We start from the raw sequence: 21,385 nt of genomic DNA, 5'->3' as shown, positions 1-21,385 counted from the left end.
CCCGTGGACAAGGGGAATCAGGCGGGCACGTCCGGCTCGAGCTGAAGCTGGAGCAAGGTAATCGCATCCTTGAGCTTGAGGCGGCGCTTTTTCAGGCGCCGCAGCTGCAGCTCGTCATGCGTGGCGTCAGCCGCCATGCGGTCAATCAGGTAATCGAGATCGCGGTGTTCGATCTGCAACTCCATGATCTGCCGCGATAAGGTATTCAGGTTGCGGTCCATGGGCTCCCCCGATCAAAGCCGGCGCTGGCGCCGGCGGGCCGGTATGGCTTCCGACGCTGGCACCGCGTGGCGCGTCGCGTCGTCTTGCACCGGCCATTGTCGCCGGTATTGCCCCCGGCTGTGGGCGCGGCTCGCACCGCTCAGAAACCGAAGGGACGCGGCGTCGTGGCCTGCCCCTGCTGTTCCTTGGCCTTGGCGCGGCGCTCGTCGACGTCTTTTTGCCGTTGTTCGGCTTCGCGCTGCTTCGCCTCGAACGCCTTTACATTTTCCTGCCGCTGCCTGGCCTGCTGCGCGCCCTGCTCTTGCGCTGCCTTGATGCGCGCATCGAAGTCAGCCTGCTTCTTGTTGTAAGCCTCGGCATTGGCGGCACGCTGCGGAGCATCGGCCTGATGCTGCGCATCGCGCAGTTGCTGTTCCTGCTGCTTGCGCTCGAAACTCTCGCGGCTGGCGCGTTCATTGGCTTCGCGGGCAGGCTGGCCGGCTTCGTACTCGGCACGCTTGATGGCCTGAGCCTGGTCGCGCTCGACCGCCTTGAAGGCGCGCTCCGCTTCTCCAACCTCCAGTTCCCGCTTGCGCAGCACCTGCAGTTCCCCGCGGCGCACATCCTTGGCCTTGTCGATGCAGTGCGTAACAAAAAAACTGTTGTAGCAATCGTGCTCCGCCTTGCCGTAGCGATAATCGGTCCAGGCACGCGAATCGACGATGGCCTTGCGCTCCGCGGCGAAATCCCGCGACGGCGGCTGCGGCGCTTGCGCCTCAGTTGCCTGGGCAGGGGCCTGCGCAGCGCCCGGGGCCGCCTGCGCATGGCCGCGCATTGGCATGAGCAACACCGCCAGGCCGGCGCACAGCAAGGCAAGCCGCAGCTGCGCGGACAGAGAGCGGGCCTTGGCCGGGGTGGCGGAGCAGTCGGATAACGCGGCCGCGAGTGGGGCCGGATGTGGCTTGACGATCATGCCCGGATTCTAACATCCGCCCCGCCTCTTGCCCCAGGGCACGGCGGCTTATTGATGCCTGGCCAGCCTCCGCCGGAACGCCGGCTGTGCCCTGCCCTGAACACCGCGCCGCGCCGCGGCAAGCTTGTGGCAAAATGCCCCGCTTTCGACCGACTGTTTTCCTGATGTCCAATCTGCCAGCTTCCGTCATGCAAAAGATCGTGTCGCTCATCGCGGCCGAACTCTCCGTCCAACCCCGCCAGGTGGCCGCGGCCGTGGAACTGCTCGACGAAGGCGCGACCGTGCCTTTCATTGCGCGCTACCGCAAGGAGGTCACCGGCAACCTGGACGACACGCATCTGCGTAACCTGGAAGAGCGCCTGCTTTACCTGCGCGAGATGGAAGAGCGCCGCGCCACCATCCTCGCTTCCATCGAGGAGCAAGGCAAGCTGACGCCCGAACTGCGCGCGGCCGTCGAAGGCGCCGAGACCAAGCAGGCCCTGGAAGATCTGTACCTGCCCTACAAGCCCAAGCGCCGCACCCGTGCCCAGATCGCGCGCGAGTGCGGGCTCGAGCCGCTGGCCCTTGCCCTGCTGGCCGATCCCACGCTGGACCCGCAGACCGAGGCCGCCAGGTATGTCAACGGCAATCCCACCGCCGATGGCGGCGTGCCCGACGTCAAGGCCGCACTCGACGGCGCACGCGACATCCTGTCGGAGCAATTCGGCGAAACCGCCGAACTGCTCGGCAAGGTGCGCGAGCACCTGTGGAACAACGGCATGGTGAGTTCGTCCGTGATGGAAGGCAAGGAAGGCGCGGAGGAAGAGAAATTCCGCGACTACTACGAATACAGCGAGACCATCCGCACCATTCCGTCGCACCGCGCGCTGGCGCTGTTCCGCGGCCGCAATGCGGGCGTGCTGATGGTCAAGCTCGGCCTGGGCGAGGAACAGGACGCCATGGTGCCGCACCCGTGCGAAGGCATGGTTGCCCGCCACGTCGGCATCCAGAACCAGAACCGTCCCGCCGACAAGTGGCTGGCCGACGTGTGCCGCTGGTGCTGGCGCGTCAAGGTGCAGCCGCACCTCGAGACCGAGCTGCTKACGCAACTGCGCGAAACCGCAGAGAGCGAAGCCATCAAGGTGTTCGGCCGCAACCTGCACGAACTGCTGCTGGCCGCGCCGGCCGGTCCGAAGTCGGTGATGGGCATCGACCCGGGCATCCGCACGGGCTGCAAGGTGGCCGTGGTCGACACCACCGGCAAGCTCATCGACACCGCCACCATCTACCCGCACGAGCCGCGCCGCGACTGGAACGGCTCGCTCGCCACGCTGGCGCGCATGGCCAAGCAGCACAATGTGATGCTGGTCTCGATCGGCAACGGCACGGCCAGCCGCGAGACCGACAAGCTGGTGCAGGACCTGATGAAACAGCTGCCCGAGGCCAAGCTGACCAAGATCGTGGTCAGCGAAGCCGGCGCCTCGGTGTACTCCGCATCGGAACTGGCGGCCAAGGAATTCCCCGATCTGGACGTGTCGATCCGCGGTGCGGTTTCGATCGCGCGCCGTTTGCAGGATCCGCTCGCCGAGCTGGTCAAGATCGACCCGAAGTCGATCGGCGTGGGCCAGTACCAGCATGACGTGAACCAGCGCGAACTGGCGCGCGCGCTGGACGCCGTGGTGGAGGATTGCGTGAATGCCGTGGGCGTGGACGTGAATACCGCCTCGGCCCCGCTGCTGGCGCGCGTATCGGGCCTGAACACCGTGCTCGCGCGCAATATCGTCGAGTACCGCGATGCCAACGGCGCGTTCGCCAACCGCGATGCGCTGAAAAAGGTGCCGCGCCTGGGCGACAAGACATTCGAACAAGCCGCCGGCTTCCTGCGCGTCAATGATGGCGACAATCCGCTGGACCGCTCCTCGGTGCACCCGGAGGCCTACCCCGTGGTCAAGCGCATCCTCGACCATATCAAGAAGGGCCTGCCCGACGTGATGGGCAACCGCGACGCGCTGCGCGGCCTGTCGCCGACGACCTTCACCGACGAGACCTTCGGCCTGCCGACGGTGCGCGACATTCTCTCCGAACTGGAGAAGCCCGGCCGCGACCCGCGTCCCGAGTTCAAGACCGCGACGTTCCAGGACGGCGTGGAGGACATCAAGGACCTGCAACCCGGCATGGTGCTCGAAGGCGTGGTCACCAACGTCGCAGCCTTTGGCGCATTCGTCGATATCGGCGTGCATCAGGACGGCCTGGTCCACATCTCCGCCCTCTCCACCAAGTTCATCAAGGACGCGCACGAGGCGGTCAAGGCCGGCCAGATCGTCAAGGTCAAGGTGATGGAGGTGGACGTCAAGCGCAATCGTATCGGCCTGACCATGCGCCTGGACGACGAGCCCGGCCAGGGCCCGGTCCGCGCGGGACAATCGGACCGCGGCAACGGGCCGCGCCAGGGACAGGGACAGCGCCCCGGCCAGGGCAAGGGCTTCGGCGGCCAGCGCCGCGAAGCGGAGCCGTYCGGCGCGATGGCGGCGGCGTTCGCCAAGCTCAAGCGCTGAGCGTCAGGCGCCCGTGGATAAAAGCCCCTGTGCCATGCACAGGGGCTTCTTTTGTCGCGTGTGCGGCATTATGACGGAGTTACGCCTTGGAGATGTGAATCTGCGAGGTAGGCGATAAGGAGCCCCCGCCAGGCGGCGCTCAAAACGCGAGCGGATTAATCTTCATTCGCTTCGCATTGCGGGCCAGCACGTCATCGAGCGTCGCCATGGTCTTAGCCTTGGCATCCAGCGCAGAGGCAAGGTGCAGCGCATCGCCCGCACGGAGCCCCGCGGACGCATCCAGGGTTAGCACTGCAGCGCGATGGAATGTCTGCGGTTCGACTGGCAGTAACTGTAGGTCGCCAGCACACAGGCGTTCGAATGCCTGCCATGCAGATGCCCCCTGTTCGACCGACAGTTGTTTTGTCCGCTGCTTGATGCCAAGGGCGCTCGCGAATTCGGTAACACACCACGCGGCAGAGGCCATTTCTTCGGTACACGCCGCGTACCACTGCGAAACAGCGGGACTCATTGGCTCATTCACGCAGAGCGCCACCAGTACACTCGTGTCAACGTACACCATCAGTAGCGCGCCCCGTGCCGCAACTCCTTCATGACCGATTCCGTCATCGGCATCGCCTCGCGAGTCGACTCCAGTTCTTGCGCGAAAGCCTTCCGGTCCCATTTGGCCGCACGAATGCTTATACCGCCATCCACGGTCAGGTTGGCCTGCACTTGGTCGCCCTCCTTGAGACCAGCGTGGCGAACGTAATCAGCGGGGATACGTAGCGCGAGGCTATTGCCCCATTTCGCGATTTGCAGGTTCACCGTCGCCCCCTTTGATATACATTAACGTATATACATACTAGCGCATCGCTGATTCCGGGGCAACCTGTAGCCAGGAGCAAACGTGCGCCGGCTACCGATGCGGCAGAAGCACCCAGGCCATCCGAAACGTGCGGAGGCCGGTCCCGCGCACAGACTAGCCAACCGCCACCCGGTGGGTCGTGAACAACAGACATCAAACCAAAAAAAGATGCCCTATGGCTACAAGATCCAGGAATTGACGGATCTTGTAGCCATAGGGCATCAAACATTCAGTTTGCACGGCGGTGGCTCGTCAGCGCATGCGAGCCCTCAAATCTGCCGTCAGATCTCCACCTTGGTACCAAGCTCCACCACCCGGTTGGCTGGGATCTGGAAGAAATCCGAAGGCTTGGCGCCGTTCTGATGCATCCAGGCGAACAAGCTCTCGCGCCACATCGACATGCCCGGCAGCTTTGAAGGAATGACCGACTCGCGTGCGATGAAGAACGACGTCTCCATCAACTCGAACTGCATATTGAGCTTGCGCTGGGCCAGGTCCAGCACCCGCTGCACGTCCGGTGTTTCCTTGAAGCCGTATTCTGACTTGAGGATAAACACGCCGCCGCCAAGGTCCTTGCACGTGAGGCGATGATCGTCGTCCACGTAGGGCACGTCGCGCGTCACAAAGCTCAGGAACACCACGCGTTCATGCAGCACGCGGTTGTGCTTGAGGTTGTGCAGCAGCGAGACCGGCACCGACTCCGTATTGCCGGTCAGGAAGACGGCCGTCCCTTCGACCCGGTGCGGTGGGTGAGCCAGCAGGCCGCCGATGAAGGGTTCGAGCGGAATGCCATCCTCCAGGCTGCGCGCGCGCAGCAGCTTGCGGCCGCTGTGCCAGGTCATCAGCAGGAAGAAGGCGCTGCCGCCCATCAGCAGCGGGAACCAGCCGCCCTCGGCGATCTTCAGCAGGTTGGCGGAGAAGAAGGCCAGGTCGACCAGCAGGAACGTCAGGCCGATCAGCGTCACCAGCACCGGGTTCCATTTCCACACATTGCGCATGACCACGGCGGCGAGGAAAGTAGTGATCACCATGGTGGTGGTCACCGCGATGCCGTAGGCAGCCGCCAGATTGTCGGACTTCTTGAAGGCCACCACCACGATCACCACCAGCACCAGCAGAAGCCAGTTGATGACCGGCAGGTAGATCTGGCCGATTTCCGCGTCCGAGGTATAGCGGATGCGCATGCGCGGCACGAAGCCAAGCTGGATGGCCTGGCTGGTCAGCGAGAAGGCACCCGAGATCACCGCCTGCGAGGCAATCACCGTCGCGCAGGTGGCCAGCAGCACCATGGGGATCAGCAAAGGCTGCGGCACCATCAGGTAAAACGGGTTGCTGATGGCTTCGGGATTCTGCAGCAGCATGGCGCCCTGGCCGAAATAGTTGAGCATCAGGCACGGCATCACCACCGCGAACCAGCCCATGCGGATCGGACGGATGCCGAAGTGGCCCATATCGGCATAGAGCGCTTCCGCGCCGGTCAGCACCAGGAACACCGAGCCGAGCACCACAAAGGCCTGCAGCGAATGCTCCATCAGGAAAATGACCCCATAGTACGGATTCACCGCCATCAGCATCCCGGGCGCATGCACCATGTGATACACGCCCAGCGCGCCGAGCGCCACGAACCACACCATCATGATCGGCCCGAACAGCTTGCCCACCGCGGCGGTGCCGCTGCGCTGGATCATGAAAAGGGCCACAAGGATCACCAGGGTGATCGGTATGACAAAGTGAGAAAGCCCGGGCGCGGCGATTTCCAGGCCCTCGACGGCGGACAGCACCGAGATCGCGGGCGTGATCACCGCGTCGCCATAGAACATGCAGGCGCCGAAGATGCCGAACATCATCAGCAGTTTCGCCATCCGCGAACGCGGCGCGGCGGTGCGCAGCGCCAGCGCCATCAGGGCCAGGATGCCGCCCTCGCCGTCGTTGTCGGCCCGCATGACGAACATCACGTACTTGAGCGACACCACGATGATCATCGCCCAGAACAGCATGGAAATGATGCCCATCACGGCCGCGTCGCTGAAGGGAATGCCATGCTCGCTACTGAAGCACTCCTTCAACGCATACAACGGACTGGTACCGATATCGCCGAAGACGACACCGATTGCCCCGATCACCAGCGCGCGCCTGCTGGGACTTTCTACAAAATAATGACTGGTGGTTGCGGGCTGGGTCATGGATAGAGGTCTGGTTGAAGGGCTCGCGCAACGCCCTCGGCACACGGCGCGTGCGCCTGATCGGGCGCAACGGCAACGCGCCGCTATTGCATTGCACAAACGCGCGCCATTCTAGATGAAGTGCCGGGTGGCGACCACTGGGAGCGTCCCGCCTGGAAACCCGCCATATGCTGATGACGCGTCAAGCATGAGAGGGAAGTCCCGGCCGGTCAAGCGCTTTGCGCGCCTTGAACCACAAACCTGGCGGAGCCATGCATGCGTCTTGCCGTTGCTACACCACCACAATTTGTGTCGATTTAGGCACAATTAGACACCTAAATAGCGATCCAGCAGGCCCGGTTGCACCGCCAGTTCCGCGGCGGGACCGTTCATGACAACCGCGCCCTTCTCCAGCACCACCACGCGGTCGGCATTAGCCAGTACCGTGCGGTAGTTGCGGTCCACCACCACGGAGGCAATGCCGGTGGCGCGCACGGTGGCGATGACCTGYCAGATCTCGGCGACGATACGCGGCGCCAGGCCTTCGGTCGCCTCGTCCAGGATCAGGCAATCGGGATTCGTCATCAGGGCGCGCCCGATCGACAGCATCTGCTGCTCGCCGCCGGAAAGCTGTTGCCCGCCATGGCCAAGGCGCTCCTTGAGACGCGGAAAGAGATCCAGCACCCTTGCTTCGTCCCAGTCCAGCCGTCCTGACGGGCCCTTGCGCGCCGCCATCACAAGGTTCTCGCGCACGGAGAGGTTGGGGAAAATCCCACGCCCTTCGGGCACATAGGCCACTCCCAGGCGCGCCACCTCATAGGGCTGCGCGCGCGAAACGTCGCGCCCGGCGGCAAGAATGGTTCCCTCGCGCTGCCGCACATGGCCCAGCAAGGTGCGCAGCAACGTGCTCTTGCCCATGCCGTTGCGCCCAAGCAATCCCACGGTCTCGCCCGCGCCAACGCTGAAATCGACCCCGCGCAGGACATGGCTGCTGCCATACCAGGCGTGCACGCCGCTCGCTTGAATCATCGCGCTCATGCCGCTTGCTCCCTGCGTGGCGCCGCTTGCACGGGGGTCGCCACCCCCTCCTCGCCCTCTTCGCCAAGATAAGCCTGCTGGACTTCGCGGTTGACGCGGATCGCGTCCGGTTCGCCCGAGGCGATAACGGCGCCGTTGACCATCACAGTGATACGGTCGGCGACCGAGAAGACCGCCTCCATGTCGTGCTCGACCAGCAATACCGCATGGCCATCGCGCAGCGAGCGCAACAGGGCCAGCATGCGCGCCGACTCCTCCGCGCCCATGCCCGCCAGCGGCTCATCCARCAGCAGCACGGTAGGTTGGGTGGCCAGGCACATGGCGACCTCGAGCTGACGCTTCTGGCCATGCGACAAGGCCGTGGCGATGGTATCGGCACAACCCGCCAGGCCAGCGCACTCCAGCGCCTCGTCGCCCAGCGCGCGGCTGGTGCGGCAGCGCTGCGCGTCTTCCCACAGCCGCCAGGCCCGCTGCGCGCGCGACTGGGCCGCCAGCCGGCAGTTCTCGCGCACCGTCAGCGGCAGGAAGATATTGTTGCGCTGGTAGCTGCGGCCAACGCCTTCGCGCGCCAGGCGCGGCTGCGACCAGCCGGTCACGTCGCGCCCCTGCAGTTCCAGCCTGCCCGACGAAGGCGGCAGTTCGCCCGACAGCATATTGATCAGCGTCGACTTGCCCGCGCCATTGGTGCCGATCACCGCGTGGATCTCATGCAAGGCGAGGTCGATATCCACGTCGCCCACCGCCGTGAGGCCACCGAAGCGGCGGGTCAGCTTGCGGGCCGACAAGACAGGTGCATTCATCGGGATCCCCCTTGGCGCCGGCGCGCAACCCCGCGCGCCAGGCTGACCAGTCCATGTGGCAGCAASGCCACCGCCACGATGAYGAARCCGCCCATCAGCAGTTGCCAGTGCTTSGTCAGCGTGCTGAACCATTCSGCSAGCARCACGAASGARAASGCGCCCAGCACCGCCCCGGCCAGGCTTCCCGCGCCGCCCAGAATCACCATCAGCATGGCGTTGCCGGACTGGTGCCAGGATGCGATCTCCGGATTGACGAAGCCATACTGGATGGCATACAGATAGCCCGCCAGGCCGGCAAACGTGCCGGCCACCACGAAGGCGCCGAGCTGATAGCGGTAGGTGGCGTAGCCGGCGGCGCGCATGCGCTGCTCGTTATGCTTGATGCCCACCAGCGCATGGCCGAAGCGCGAGCGCAGCACCACCGCCAGGCCGGCCACCGTCAGCGCCAGCGCGCCGAGCACCAGCCAGTAGAAATGCGTGACGTCGTTGACATCGAACGGCCGCGCCCCCAACAAGCCGAACTCGGGCCGGAAATAGATATAGGTGCCGTCGCTGCCGCCTGCGATCTTGGTGTCGTGGAACACGAAGTACACCATCTGGGCGAAGGCGAGCGTGACCATGATGAAATAGATGCCGCGCGTGCGCAGCACCAGCGCGCCCACCACTAGCGCCAGCAGCGCCGCCGCGCCAAGCGCGCCCAGCAGCAAGAGCCAGCCATTGCCCGGCCCGGCCTGCGGCGCCATCATCGCGGTGGCATAGGCGGCCATGGCGAAATAGGCGGCGTGACCCAGGCTGACCAGCCCGCTGTAGCCGATCAGCAATTGGAGCGACAGCGCGAAGATGGCCATGATCATGACCTTGCTGAGCAACTCGATATAGAAACGTTGCCCGTCCGCATTCAGCAGCAGCGGCAGCACCGCCAGCACGGCAAAGGCCGCCAGCCAYCCCAGGCCGCCCAGCAAGTGCGCGGACCCGCCACGCGCGCGCAGCGGACGGTCCAGTGCGTTGATATCGCTCGGCATATCCTTACCCCGCCTTGAACAAGCCCTGGGGTTTCCAGAGCAGGATGAGTGCCATCAACAGGTAGATCAGCACGCCGGAGGCCTCCTGCCAGAACACCTTGCCGAATGTGTCGACAAAGCCCAGCAGCAGCGAGGCCACCATGGCCCCCTTGACCGAGCCGATGCCGCCGATCACCACCACCACGAAGCACACGATCAGCACCTGGCCGCCCATGCCGGGATAGACCGAGGACACCGGTGCGGCGATCATGCCGGCCAGCACCGCCAGCGCCACCCCGAGGGCGAACACGAAGCGGTACAGCACCGTGACGTTAATGCCCAGCGACTGCACCATCTCGCGGTTGGTCGCACCGGCGCGGATCATCATGCCCAGCCGCGTGCGGCGGATCACCAGGTACATGGCCGCGGCCACCAGCAGGCAAATCGCCGAGATAAACAGGCGATAGACCGGATAGGTCATGTCGTTGCCGATCGGCAGCRCCCAGTCGAGCATCGCCGGCACCGTCACGCCGTGCACGTCGTCGTCCACCAGGATGCTGCGCATCTCTTCGAACACCAGGATCAGGCCGTAGGTCATCAGCACTTGCTGCAGATGCTCGCGCTCGTAGAGGTAGCTGAAAAACACCCACTCCAGCACATAGCCGAATGCCACCGCCAGCACGATGCCCAGCGGGATGGCGATCAACAGGTTGCCGGTCAGCCCGGCCAGGGTGAAGGCCAGGTAGGCACCCAGCATGTAGAAGCTGCCATGGGCAAGGTTGATCACGCCCATGATGCCGAAGATCAGGGTCAGGCCGCTCGCCACGAGGAAGAGCAGCAAACCGTACTGGATGCTGTTAAGGCACTGTATGAAGAAGGAAACGATATCCATGGATATCCATGCGGCAAAGCGGCAACTCGGTTGCGGTATGCGGCTCCGCCGCTACCGGCCCGGACGGGACACGGCATGGCGGGCCGGACTTCTGCCCGGTGCCGCGGGAGCGGCGCCGGGCCACAGCATTCAACCGTTCAGAGACGGCAGCCGCGCGCCGGATCGGCCAGCCCCTTTACGGCAATCGCGCCGACCTTGTTCTCGCGGCCGTCCACCTTGCGCAGGTAGAAATCCTGCACCGGATTGTGCGCCTTCGACAGCGTAAAGGCGCCGCGCGGGCTGTCGACCTTGGTCTGCTCCATCGCCTTGATGACCTCGGCCTTCTTGGTCATGTCGCCCTTCACCGCGCCGGCGCCGGCGGCCAGCAGCTGGGCGGCGTCGTAGCCTTGCACGGCGTACACGTCCGGCTGCAGCTTGTAGGTTTTGGCGTACTCCAGGCGGAAGCCCTTGTCGCGCGCGTTGGACAGGCCATCGGCATAGTGCAGCGTGGTTTCCAGGCCTTGCGCCGCATTGCCCTGCGCTTCCAGCGTGCCGTCGGTAAGGAAACCCGAGGCGTAGAGCGGGATCTTGTCCTTGAGGCCCGCCGCGGCCCAGTCCTTGACGAACTTCACGGCGCCGCCGCCGGCAAAGAAGACGAACACCGCATCGGGCTTGATCGACGCCACCTCGGTGATCAGCGCCTGGAACTCGACGTTGGGGAACGGCAGGCTCAGTTCTTTCACCACCTTGCCGCCCTTGGCTTCGAAGGCCTCCTTGAAGCCCTTGACCGACTGCTCCCCGGCCGCGTACTTCCAGGTCAGCGTGACCACCTTCTTCATGCCGCGTTCGGCCAGCACGTGGCCCATGGCATAGCCCGGCTGCCAGTTGGAGAACGAAGAACGGAAGATATTGGGGCCGCACAGCGGGCCTGTGGCTTCGTCCACGCCCGCATTGGGAATGATCAGCAGCGTGTTGTTTTCCTTGGCTACCTTGACGATGCCCATCTGCACGCCGGAGTGTACCGTGCCTACCACCACATCGACCTGGTCGCGCTTGATCAGCTTGGTAGCGTTCTCCGGCGCCTTGGCGGGATCGGACTCGTCGTCCACCTTGAAGTACTCGATCTCACGCCCGCCCAGCTTGCCGCCCTGCTCCTGCACGTACATCTTGAAGCCATTCTCGATGGCATTGCCGAGGGAGGCGTAAGTACCCGTGTAGGGCAGCATGAAGCCAACCTTGATCTTGCCGGTGCCTTGGGCGCTGGCGCCCGCGGCGAAGGCGAAGGATGCAGCAATGGCAAGGCATGCGGGCGCCAGCCCGCGCGATGTGAAGCGATGCATGGATGTCTCCTGGTGGTCAAGCCGACTTCCGTCGCCTGGGCCGGCATCGCCGGCCTGCGGGCTTCCGGGCGACTCGCGGCAATCGCGGACTTCGCGAACTGCCGGAATCGCTGGAAATGCAGGCTAACGTGCAGGGGGCGCGAAATTATTTTAGGTATGAAGTATGCGCCGTTATAAACCGGACCGCCGCATCCGTCAACGGCCCTGGCTGGTCGCGGTGCGGCGAGTGGCCGCATCGCGGGAGTTTAAGCAGGACGGTTTGTGGCGCATATCGATGGATACCCTCAATCTGTGCCATGGTGCCGTATTCGTCGTCTTCGCCTTGCACGGCGAGCACAGGGCAACGCAATTGCGGCAGCAAGGGCCGCAGATCGAAGGCGCGGAAGGCGGGATCGAGCCAGATGTCGTTCCAGCCCCAGAAGGCCGAATCCACGTCGGCATGATGGCGTGCCAGCTTGCTGCGCAGAYCGGTCTGCAGGTAGGTTTCGCGGGTGGCCCGGATGCTGTTCACCGACACGTCCTCGACCATGATGTGAGGCGCCAGCACGGTGATCCCGTCGACTGCCTGCGGGAAGCTGCCGGCGTAGATCAGGGCGATCGAGCCGCCGTCGCTGTGACCGAACAGCCAGGGCATGCCGCGGCTGCGGCCGGGCCCGATCTGAAGTGCATCAAACAGCGCCGGCAAGGCCTCGCTCGCTTGCCGGTGCATGAAGTCGACGCCCCACTTTTCCTCCGCGGGACGCGGCGTGGAGCGGCCATAGCCATAGCGCGACAGCACCAGCCCGCGAAAATCGCCGGCCTCGCACAGGGCGGCCGGATAGTCGCGCCACATGCTGATTGAACCCAGCCCTTCATGCAGGAAGACCACCAGCGGGCGCTCCTGCCGGTCCGGGCGCAGCCACTGCACTTCCACCTGGATACGGCGGCCGTCGAAAGGAATTTCCACCAACTCGCTTTGCATGCTTTTGCCTTTGCCTATGTCTTTGTTTCTTGCCTTGGACTTTGATTCTCAGCCCCCGGCCTGCGCAGCTTCCTCGCGCTGGCGCAGGCGGAAACGCTGGATCTTGCCSGTGGCSGTCTTSGGCAACTCGGCCACGCAYTCGATCTGGCGCGGATATTTGTAGGGMGCCAGCCGCGACTTGACAAAGACCTGCAACTCCGCCGCCATGTCCTCATGCCACGAGTGGCCGGGGCGCATCACCACGAAGCCCTTGGGCTTGACCAGCCCGTCGGCATCGGTCACGCCGATCACCGCGGCCTCCAGCACGGCCGGGTGCTGCGCCAGCACCGCCTCCACCTCGAATGGCGAGACATAGATGCCGCCCACCTTGAGCATGTCGTCGCTGCGCCCGGCGTAGATGAAATAGCCGTCCGCATCCTGCAGGTATTTATCGCCACTGCGGGTCCATTCGCCAACGAAGGTGTCGCGGCTCTTGTCGCGGTTCCCCCAGTACATCAGCGCGGCGCTCGGCCCCTTGATAAAGAGGTCGCCGATCTCGCCCGGCGCGCACGGCTGACCCGCTTCGTCGAGCAGCTTCAGCGCATAACCGGGCACCGGCTTGCCGGTGGTGCCGTAGCGCACGTCGCCGGGACGGTTCGAGAGAAAGATGTGCAGCATCTCCGTGGAGCCGATCCCATCAAGGATGTCGCAACCAAAATGCGCCTGGAAACGATCGCCCATATCCTTGGGCAGCGCTTCTCCCGCCGAGGTGCAAAGCCGCAGTGCGACGTCCGCCCGCGCGGGCAGGTCGCTTGCGGCCAGCATGCCTGCGTAAAGCGTCGGCACGCCGCAGAAAACCGTGGGCCGGTGCTCGCGCAGGCGCCGGAAAACAGCCTGCGGCGTGGGGCGCTCGGCCATCAGCACCGTGGTGGCGCCAACAGCGAGCGGGAACGTCAGCGCGTTGCCTAGGCCATAGGCAAAGAACAGCTTCGCCGCGGAAAAAACCACATCGTCTTCACGCAGGCCGAGCACCTGGCGCGCATAGAGATCGGCGGTATGAAACAGGTTGCCATGCGTATGCACGGTGCCCTTCGGCCGCCCCGTGGAGCCGGACGAATAGAGCCAGAATGCAATGTCGTCCGGTCGCGTTGCGGCAGCGCCTTCCAGCGGCGCGCCCTGCCCTGCCATCCCGGCCACGCTGGGCGCCGGGCCGGCGGATGCGTCATCGGGGCCGGCCAGCATCAGCGCGGGATCCGTGCCGGCCTTGCCGATAGCCTCGCGCATCGTGGCGGCCAGCGGCGCCGACACCACTACCGCGCGCGCGCCGCTGTGCTCCAGCATATAAGCGTAGTCGTCGACCGTCAGCAGGGTATTCACGGCCACGGGTACCACGCCAGCCAGCAGGCACCCGAGGAAGACCGTGGGGAAATCGATGGTGTCGAGGGCACACAGCAGCAAGCGCTCCTCCGGGCGCACACCGGACGCCAGCAGCGCGGCGGCAAAACACCGGCTGCGCCGGTCGAGCGCGGCAAAGGTGAGCGTGCCGGCATCGTCCACATAGGCGAGCTTGCCGGCGCGGGCGGCGGTGAGGTTGCGCGTCAGCAGGTCCGCGGCCGCGTTGTACCGTGCCGGCAGCACTGCGACGGCAGCCGGCGGCAAACCCGCGCCGGCCACCGGGGACGGGGATGCAACAGGGGGCGTCATGTCTCCACTCCTCGATGCCGTCCCCCGGTCAAGCTTGGTCATGGGGAAACGGAGTCAGGTATTTGTTGTGTCTTCTGTTCTTTCTTTTGTTGATGCATTTTATTGCATATCAACTATTATGCAAGCAGAGTAATGCACTATATGACACGAGCGTACTGTCCCTTATAATCGCAACCCCGATCCGGATGCCTCCCGGATCTCATTGACACGTAAAAGCCGTCCATGCGCCGCGATCCAGATCCCCTGCTGGCCCCAGACTCCTCCGACTCCCGCCCTGCCGGCGAGCGCGATCCCTACCTGACGCAACTCGGGGAGCGCATTCGCTCGCTGCGCGCTGCGCGCGGCATGTCGCGCAAGGACCTGGCTCGCGGCGCGGAGGTTTCCGAGCGCTATCTCGCCAACCTGGAAACCGGTACCGGCAATGCTTCCGTGCTGCTGCTGCGGCAGGTCGCGCGCGCGCTCGACGTGCCCCTGCCGGTGGTGCTGGCGGAGATGGAAACGCAGCATGCCCCCGGCGGCCAGCCGGCCTCCGAATTCTCGCAACTGGTGCAATGGCTGGCGCAACTGCCCGCCGGTGACCTGGCGCGCGTGCGCGAAGCCTGCCATTACGCGCTGGCGCCGTCGGCGTCCCATGACCTGCGTCATCGCCGCATCACCTTGATCGGGCTGCGCGGCGCGGGCAAGTCCACSCTSGGSCGGGCGCTGGCGGCGGCAATGGAAGTACCCTTTGTCGAACTGAACGGCGTCATCGAGCAGGAAGCCGGCGCCAGCCTGGCAGAGATTCACTCGCTGTACGGACAGGCGGCCTACCGCCGCTACGAGATGCGCGCACTCGAACGCGTGCTGCGCGAGCACGATCGCATGGTGCTTGCCACGCCTGGCAGCCTGGTCTCGGAGCCCTCCACCTTCAACCTGCTGCTGGCGCGCTGCTACGCGGTCTGGGTAAAGACTTCGCCCGAGGAGCATATGGCGCGCGTGGTGGCGCAAGGTGACATGCGCCCGATGGAAGGCAACCGGGAGGCCATGGACGATTTGCGCCGCATCCTGCAGGCGCGCACCCCGCTCTACTCGCGCGCCGATGYGWCGATCGACACCAGCGGCCAGGATCCCAACACCTCCCTGCAGGCACTGCGCGCCCAACTCCGCGTGCTGGGCACCTGAGCGGCGGCGCTGGCTGCCGCCCGGCGTGTCCATGGATGTCGACGAGGACGGCGGCCTGCGGCCCGGCTATGCGCTCAAGCTGAACTCCTACGACCTCGGCGTGGATATCGAACTGCACGATGCCCTGCAGCGCATCCGCTTCGAGCATCCCGAGGTGCGTACCGTGGTGCTCACCAGCGCCAAGGAACGCATCTTCTGCTCTGGCGCCAACATCTTCATGCTCGGCAAGTCGTCCCATGCCTGGAAGGTGAACTTCTGCAAGTTCACCAACGAAACCCGCAACGGCATCGAGGACGCCAGCCGCTACTCAGGCCTGAAATTCATCGCGGCCTGCAACGGCACCACCGCCGGCGGCGGCTATGAGCTTGCCCTGGCCTGCGACGAAATCGTGCTGGTCGATGACCGCTCATCGGCCGTCAGCCTGCCCGAAGTGCCGCTGCTCGGCGTGCTGCCGGGCACCGGCGGCCTTACGCGCGTCACCGACAAGCGCCGCGTGCGGCGCGACCATGCCGACATCTTCTGCACCACCACCGAGGGCGTGCGCGGACAGAGGGCACTCGAGTGGAAGCTGGTCGATGCCGTGGTGAAAGCGGCGCGGTTTGCCGAACACGTACAACAGCGCGCGCTTGCGCTTGCCGCCGACAGCGACCGCCCCGCGGACCAGCCGGGCGTACGGCTCACGCCGCTGTCGCGCAGCCACGATGCGCACGGCTACCGCTATGACACCGTCCAGGTACACCTGGACCCGGCTGCGCGCAAGGCAACGCTAGCGGTATTCGGCCCCCGCAAACAGCAGCCGCAGACGCTAGCCCAGATCCTCGCCGCTGGCGCCGACTGGTGGCCGCTGAAGATGGCGCGCGAGCTCGACGACGCCATCCTCACGCTGCGCGCCAATCATCTCGACATCGGCATCTGGATTCTCAAGACCGAAGGCGACCCGCATCAGGTCCTGGCCACCGATGCCCTGCTGGAAGCGCATGCCGGCCACTGGTTCGTGCGCGAGACCATCGGCATGCTGCGGCGCACGCTGGCGCGCCTGGAAGTTTCCTCCCGCASSCTGTTCGCGCTGATCGAACCGGACTCGTGCTTTGCTGGCACCTTGCTGGAACTGGCGCTGGCTGCCGACCGCAGCTATATGCTGCACCTGCCCGACGCGCCGGACGACGCGCCGCGCTTGTTCGCCTGCGCTGCCAACTTCGGCCGCTACCCGATGGTCAACGGACTGACGCGGCTGGCCGCGCGCTTCTACCAGGATGAGGCCGCGATCCAGGCCGTGCAGGACCATGCCGGCGCGCCGCTAGACGCCATCAGCGCCGCCTCGCTGGCGCTGGTCACCGCCACGCCCGACGACATCGACTGGGAAGACGAGATCCGCATCGCCATCGAAGAGCGCGCAAGCCTGTCGCCGGACGCGCTGACCGGGCTCGAAGCGAACCTGCGCTTCGGGCCGGCGGAAACCATGGAGACCCGCATCTTCGGCCGCCTCACCGCCTGGCAAAACTGGATCTTCAACCGGCCCAATGCCATTGGCGAACACGGCGCGCTCAAAGTCTTCGGCTCCGGCAACAAGGCCCGCTTCGACTGGGACCGCGTCTGAACCGGCACTCGCAAGTGCAACACGCGACAAGACAAAAGAAGATAAATAGAAGACAAAAAGAAAACCAGGAGACATCCCGTGAGCATCGACTACAGCCRGAAGATCCCCAACAACGTCAACCTGTCGGATGACCGCGCGCTCCAGCGCGCGCTGGAGCACTGGCAACCTGCCTTCCTCGACTGGTGGCGCGACATGGGGCCAGAGGGCTCGCACCAGCACGATGTCTACCTGCGCACCGCGGTCTCGGTCGATCCTTCCGGCTGGGCGCACTTTGATCACGTCAAGATGCCCGACTACCGYTGGGGCATCTTCCTCCAGCCCGCCGATCCCGCGCGCCGCATCCATTTCGGCGAGCACAAAGGCGAGGCGGCCTGGCAGGAGGTGCCGGGCGAGCACCGTGCCAACCTGCGCCGCATCATCGTCACCCAGGGCGACACCGAGCCAGCCTCGGTCGAGCAGCAGCGCCATCTTGGCATGACCTGCCCCTCCCTGTATGACTTGCGCAACCTGTTCCAGGTCAATGTGGAGGAAGGCCGCCACTTGTGGGCCATGGTCTACCTGCTGCACCGCCACTTCGGCCGCGACGGGCGGGAAGAAGCCGAAGCGCTGCTCGGGCGCCGCTCCGGCGACGAGGACAACCCCCGTATCCTCGGCGCCTTCAACGAGCGCACGCCCGACTGGCTGGCCTTTTTCATGTTCACTTACTTCACCGACCGCGATGGCAAGTTCCAGCTCTGCGCGCTGGCCGAATCCAGTTTCGATCCGCTGGCGCGCACCACGCGCTTCATGCTGACCGAGGAAGCCCACCATATGTTCGTGGGCGAATCCGGCGTCTCACGCGTGATCCAGCGCACCTGCGAAGTGATGCGCGAACGCGATATCCGGGATCCGGCCGAGGTCCGCGCGGCGGGCGTGATCGACCTCGAAACCATCCAGCGCTATCTCAACTTCCATTACAGCGTGACGATCGACCTGTTCGGCGCGGACCAGTCGTCCAACGCCGCCACCTTCTACAGCGCCGGGCTCAAGGGCCGCTTCGAGGAAGGCAAGCGCAACGACGACCACGTGCTCAAGGGCGACGTGTACCGCATCCTCGATATCCAGGACGGCCGCCTGGGCGAGCGCGAGGTACCCATGCTCAACGCGCTCAACGAGGTGCTGCGCGACGACTACATCAAGGATTCCATCGGCGGCGTGGCGCGCTGGAACAAGGTGATTGAAAAGCACGGCATCGACTTCCGCATGACGGTGCCGCACAAGGCGTTCAACCGCAAGATCGGCAGCTTTGCCAACGTGCATGTCTCGCCCGCGGGCGAATTGCTTACCGAAGGCCAATGGCAGGCGAGTGAACGTGAATGGCTGGCAACGGAAGAAGACCGCGCCTTCGTTGCCTCGCTGATGGGCCGCGTGACCGAACCCGGCAAGTACGCCAACTGGATCGCGCCGCCGATGGTCGGCGTCAACCGCCAGCCCATGGACTTTGAGTACGTGCGCTTCAACTGACGCAACGACTGACCCACCGGCAACGTTCGGCGCAGCGGCGGCAACAGACCCGCCGCACGCCAAGGAGACAAGAGATGGGCGCCCCCGAGATCATCAGGCAGCACCTGATCGACCCCGAAATCTGCATCCGCTGCAACACCTGCGAAGACACCTGCCTCCCTACGTCAACCTGCACGGCGTGCGTGCTCCCGCCACGGCCGCTGTCGCCGGCAACTACCGCCTGACCGCCGACGACGCGTCGAGCGACGTCCACCACATCGTGCTGGATTTCGGGCAGCACTTCTTCCCGGTACTGGAAGGCCAGGCTATCGGCATCGTGCCGCCCGGCACCGACGCGGCGGGCAAGCCGCACTATATCCGCATGTACTCGATCGCCAGCCCGCGCGATGGTGAGCGGCCGGGCTACAACAACATCGCGCTGACGGTAAAGCGGGTCGAGCAGGACCACGAGGGGCGGCCGGTTCGCGGCGTGGCATCCAACTTCCTGTGCGACCTCGCGCGCGGCGACGAGGTGCGCGTGGTCGGCCCGTTCGGCAGCACCTTCCTGATGCCGAACCACCGCGAAGCCAGCGTGATGATGATCTGCACCGGCACAGGCTCGGCACCGATGCGCGCCATGACCGAACGCATGCGGCGCAACCTTGACCATTTCGCCGGGCAGCGCATGCTGTTCTTCGGCGCGCGCAATGCGCGGGAACTGCCCTACTTCGGCCCTCTGATGAAACTGCCGCCGAGTTTCCTGGATATCCACTTTGCTTTCTCGCGCGACTCCGGCCAGCCACGCCGCTATGTGCAGGACGCTATCCGGGATGCCGGCGCGCGCGTGGCCGGCCTGTTGAACGACCCGCACGGCCATGTCTATATCTGCGGTCTCAAAGGCATGGAAGACGGCGTGCTCGCCGCGTTCGGGGATGCGTGCGCGGATGCGGGACTTCCCTGGGCCGAACTGGAGGCGCGCATGAAAGCGGAGGGACGGCTCCACATCGAGACTTATTAGGCCTGTCAGGCCAATGCAATCTGGCCAGCCACATATCGTATTGCCGGAGAACTTGCCGCCGCCGAAGCCACCAAACCCTACAGATGCGGCGTCGTTTACTACTTCCCTTACGAAACGAACCGCCTATAATGTTTCTGAAGAAACAGGAGCGAGGCGATGCAACCAAGGCAAGTCCCCGAGCATCTTCCTGCCGGCAGTCCGGATCCCGGCACCACACTCACCAAGGCAGTGATGCGTGCCGCCGGCTTTCTCGGCATCAGCCAGGCAGGCGTGGCCAACGTGCTGGGCATCAGCACAGCCTCCGTTTCCCGAATGGCATCCGGCGGCTATGTGCTCGATGCGCACCGCAAGGAATGGGAATTCGGCGTGCTGTTCGTGCGCCTGTTCCGCTCGCTCGACGCCATCCTCGGACACAGCGACCAGGCCCGTCTCTGGCTTGCCAATGAAAACCTGGCGTTGGGCGGCAAACCGCTCGACCTGATCCGCACAACCGAGGGCCTGGTACGTGTCGTTCACTATCTGGATGCCACCCGCGGTCGCGTCTGAGCGCAAGGCCTTTGCGCTCACGCTCTGGCGCGCGGTGGAGGCCCAGCACGTAGTCTCGACCATGCCGCTGGTCGACAGCCTGGAAGAACAGGCCGTGCTCGAAGCCGTGCTCGACGCCGGCAAGCCCGCCGTGCCCGCCGACGCTCGCCATCTCCATTACCTGCTGTTCACGCCGTTCCGCTACCCCCCGTCGCCGTGGGGCTCGCGCTTTCGCGCCGAACAGGATCCAGGCGTGTTCTAYGGCGCCGACGATATCCGCACCGCCTGCGCCGAGCTTGGCTACTGGCGCTGGCGCTTCCTGCTCGACAGTCCGGCGCTGCCSCGCATCGATGCGCGCCCGCACACGTTGTTTCAGGTCAGCGTTCGCACCGACGGCATCGCGCTCGACGCCCCGCCCTTCGTGCAAGATGCGGCGCAGTGGACCGATCCCGTCCGCTACGATGCGTGCCAGGCGTTGGCCCGGGTGGCGCGCGAGGCGGGCCTGGGCATGATCCGCTACACCTCGGTACGCGACCCGGAACACGGCCCCTGTGCCGCGCTGCTGACGCCGCGCGCCTTCGCCGAACCCAACCCCCGCGTGACCACCACCTGGATGCTGACGGTACGTCCCGACCGTGTCATCTGGCAGCGAGACGACCTGCTGCAGCGAGACAGTTTTCAGTTCCCGGCCAGCGCCTGGCAGCGCAGCCCGGACGGCACGGACAAGGACTGAATGACGGTGCGCCATCGCGCTGGCATGCGTTGCAGGGGCATGGTCTTGCGCCTTTTCCCATTGTTACGCAATTAGCTGTTGCGCAACAAAAGGAATTGCCTTACAATCTTTTTCTTCGACGGACGCGGGGTGGAGCAGTTGGCAGCTCGTCGGGCTCATAACCCGAAGGTCGCAGGTTCAAGTCCTGCCCCCGCAACCAAAGCCACACAGACCCACGCGACCGGCTGTCGGACGCAGAACAAATCAACGCCCCTCCGGGCGTTTTTTGTTTTTTGCGCGACGAATTCTCTACATGGCCGCCACCCCGTTCGCGGACCTTTCCCAAACTAGCATCGCACCCCCGGCAGCCCGCATCGGCGGTGATACACTTTCGCCATTCCTCCCGGACGCCTCTCATGAAATTCTGCTCGAACTGCGGCCATGCGGTCGTGCTGCGCATCCCAGAAGGCGACTCGCGC

Annotated in this window: 19 protein-coding genes, 1 tRNA gene and 1 pseudogene; 9 read left to right on the top strand and 12 right to left on the bottom strand. The window is 65.1% G+C overall.

Going from position 1 to position 21,385, the window contains the following annotated elements:
- Positions 1 to 17: 17 nt before the first annotated feature.
- Positions 18 to 221, bottom strand: a complete 204-nt coding sequence (locus AC1DKD_RS27655) for a DUF465 domain-containing protein (RefSeq protein WP_035860131.1) — start codon at positions 219 to 221, stop codon at positions 18 to 20.
- 140 nt (positions 222 to 361) lie between these two features.
- Positions 362 to 1,174 carry a hypothetical protein gene (locus tag AC1DKD_RS27650; protein WP_441631236.1) on the bottom strand — a complete coding sequence of 271 codons (813 nt, stop codon included), beginning with the start codon at positions 1,172 to 1,174 and terminating at the stop codon, positions 362 to 364.
- 164 nt (positions 1,175 to 1,338) lie between these two features.
- Here AC1DKD_RS27650 and AC1DKD_RS27645 point away from each other — a divergent pair, with 164 nt between their 5' ends.
- Complete coding sequence (locus tag AC1DKD_RS27645; RefSeq protein ID WP_477143942.1) at positions 1,339 to 3,708, top strand: Tex family protein; 2,370 nt, start codon at positions 1,339 to 1,341, stop codon at positions 3,706 to 3,708.
- A 139-nt stretch (positions 3,709 to 3,847) separates the two neighbouring features.
- Here AC1DKD_RS27645 and AC1DKD_RS27640 read toward each other — a convergent pair whose 3' ends face one another.
- The 10 genes from AC1DKD_RS27640 to AC1DKD_RS27595 form a co-directional block, all read right to left on the bottom strand.
- Entirely contained in the window at positions 3,848 to 4,270 is a 423-nt protein-coding gene (locus AC1DKD_RS27640) for a type II toxin-antitoxin system VapC family toxin (RefSeq protein ID WP_441631240.1), read from the bottom strand.
- Positions 4,270 to 4,515, bottom strand: coding sequence for an AbrB/MazE/SpoVT family DNA-binding domain-containing protein (locus tag AC1DKD_RS27635; protein ID WP_052686225.1), 246 nt, complete (start codon positions 4,513 to 4,515; stop codon positions 4,270 to 4,272). The genes AC1DKD_RS27640 and AC1DKD_RS27635 overlap by 1 nt, the downstream gene beginning before the upstream one ends.
- Before the next feature lie 321 nt (positions 4,516 to 4,836).
- Complete coding sequence (locus AC1DKD_RS27630) at positions 4,837 to 6,738, bottom strand: potassium transporter Kup (RefSeq protein ID WP_477143941.1); 1,902 nt, start codon at positions 6,736 to 6,738, stop codon at positions 4,837 to 4,839.
- Between the two features lie 306 nt (positions 6,739 to 7,044).
- The gene (locus AC1DKD_RS27625; protein ID WP_477143940.1) at positions 7,045 to 7,755 is read right to left on the bottom strand and encodes an ABC transporter ATP-binding protein; all 711 of its coding nucleotides are present in this window, start codon (positions 7,753 to 7,755) and stop codon (positions 7,045 to 7,047) included.
- A complete protein-coding gene (locus AC1DKD_RS27620; protein ID WP_477111173.1) occupies positions 7,752 to 8,555 on the bottom strand; it encodes an ABC transporter ATP-binding protein in 804 nt (267 codons plus the stop codon). The genes AC1DKD_RS27625 and AC1DKD_RS27620 overlap by 4 nt, the downstream gene beginning before the upstream one ends.
- The gene (locus AC1DKD_RS27615) at positions 8,552 to 9,577 is read right to left on the bottom strand and encodes a branched-chain amino acid ABC transporter permease (RefSeq protein ID WP_477143939.1); all 1,026 of its coding nucleotides are present in this window, start codon (positions 9,575 to 9,577) and stop codon (positions 8,552 to 8,554) included. The genes AC1DKD_RS27620 and AC1DKD_RS27615 overlap by 4 nt, the downstream gene beginning before the upstream one ends.
- A 4-nt stretch (positions 9,578 to 9,581) precedes the next feature.
- A complete protein-coding gene (locus tag AC1DKD_RS27610) occupies positions 9,582 to 10,448 on the bottom strand; it encodes a branched-chain amino acid ABC transporter permease (protein WP_477143938.1) in 867 nt (288 codons plus the stop codon).
- Between the two features lie 137 nt (positions 10,449 to 10,585).
- Entirely contained in the window at positions 10,586 to 11,767 is a 1,182-nt protein-coding gene (locus AC1DKD_RS27605) for an ABC transporter substrate-binding protein (protein WP_045241734.1), read from the bottom strand.
- Between the two features lie 145 nt (positions 11,768 to 11,912).
- A complete protein-coding gene (locus AC1DKD_RS27600) occupies positions 11,913 to 12,728 on the bottom strand; it encodes an alpha/beta fold hydrolase (protein WP_477143937.1) in 816 nt (271 codons plus the stop codon).
- 48 nt (positions 12,729 to 12,776) lie between these two features.
- Positions 12,777 to 14,411: a benzoate-CoA ligase family protein gene (locus tag AC1DKD_RS27595; protein WP_441631254.1), complete on the bottom strand. Its 1,635-nt coding sequence runs from the start codon at positions 14,409 to 14,411 to the stop codon at positions 12,777 to 12,779.
- Between the two features lie 222 nt (positions 14,412 to 14,633).
- Between AC1DKD_RS27595 and AC1DKD_RS27590 the strand changes: the two genes are divergently transcribed.
- The 8 genes and pseudogenes from AC1DKD_RS27590 to AC1DKD_RS27555 form a co-directional block, all read left to right on the top strand.
- Entirely contained in the window at positions 14,634 to 15,572 is a 939-nt protein-coding gene (locus tag AC1DKD_RS27590; protein ID WP_477143936.1) for a helix-turn-helix transcriptional regulator, read from the top strand.
- Between the two features lie 31 nt (positions 15,573 to 15,603).
- A complete protein-coding gene (gene boxC / locus AC1DKD_RS27585; RefSeq protein ID WP_477143935.1) occupies positions 15,604 to 17,169 on the top strand; it encodes a 2,3-epoxybenzoyl-CoA dihydrolase in 1,566 nt (521 codons plus the stop codon).
- Between the two features lie 78 nt (positions 17,170 to 17,247).
- A complete protein-coding gene (gene boxB, locus AC1DKD_RS27580; protein ID WP_477143934.1) occupies positions 17,248 to 18,672 on the top strand; it encodes a benzoyl-CoA 2,3-epoxidase subunit BoxB in 1,425 nt (474 codons plus the stop codon).
- Between the two features lie 157 nt (positions 18,673 to 18,829).
- Positions 18,830 to 19,669 (top strand): annotated as a pseudogene (gene boxA / locus AC1DKD_RS27575) (benzoyl-CoA 2,3-epoxidase subunit BoxA); the annotation flags it as partial.
- A gap of 156 nt (positions 19,670 to 19,825) precedes the next feature.
- On the top strand, positions 19,826 to 20,215 hold the full coding sequence (locus AC1DKD_RS27570) for an MbcA/ParS/Xre antitoxin family protein (RefSeq protein WP_035860093.1): 390 nt from the start codon (positions 19,826 to 19,828) through the stop codon (positions 20,213 to 20,215).
- Positions 20,175 to 20,927 (top strand): RES family NAD+ phosphorylase, encoded by a 753-nt coding sequence (locus AC1DKD_RS27565; RefSeq protein ID WP_441631264.1) that lies wholly within the window; start codon positions 20,175 to 20,177, stop codon positions 20,925 to 20,927. The genes AC1DKD_RS27570 and AC1DKD_RS27565 overlap by 41 nt, the downstream gene beginning before the upstream one ends.
- Before the next feature lie 123 nt (positions 20,928 to 21,050).
- Positions 21,051 to 21,126 (top strand) — tRNA-Met (locus AC1DKD_RS27560).
- Between the two features lie 196 nt (positions 21,127 to 21,322).
- Positions 21,323 to 21,385 (top strand): zinc ribbon domain-containing protein (locus tag AC1DKD_RS27555; protein WP_477143943.1); only part of this gene is annotated, 63 nt, incomplete at its 3' end.

The organism is Cupriavidus sp. 05T313 (assembly GCF_056396665.1).
The sequence above is the reverse complement of the archived record's forward strand: the minus strand, read 5'-3'. Positions and strand labels throughout refer to the sequence as shown.

What these genes read in the sequence shown, in the direction of transcription:
- AC1DKD_RS27655 (WP_035860131.1), bottom strand. Translation starts at nt 221, where the DNA reads ATGGACCGCAACCTGAATACCTTATCGCGGCAGATCATGGAGTTGCAG.
- AC1DKD_RS27650 (WP_441631236.1), bottom strand. Translation starts at nt 1,174, where the DNA reads ATGATCGTCAAGCCACATCCGGCCCCACTCGCGGCCGCGTTATCCGAC.
- AC1DKD_RS27640 (WP_441631240.1), bottom strand. Translation starts at nt 4,270, where the DNA reads ATGGTGTACGTTGACACGAGTGTACTGGTGGCGCTCTGCGTGAATGAG.
- AC1DKD_RS27630 (WP_477143941.1), bottom strand. Translation starts at nt 6,738, where the DNA reads ATGACCCAGCCCGCAACCACCAGTCATTATTTTGTAGAAAGTCCCAGC.
- AC1DKD_RS27605 (WP_045241734.1), bottom strand. Translation starts at nt 11,767, where the DNA reads ATGCATCGCTTCACATCGCGCGGGCTGGCGCCCGCATGCCTTGCCATT.
- AC1DKD_RS27570 (WP_035860093.1), top strand. Translation starts at nt 19,826, where the DNA reads ATGCAACCAAGGCAAGTCCCCGAGCATCTTCCTGCCGGCAGTCCGGAT.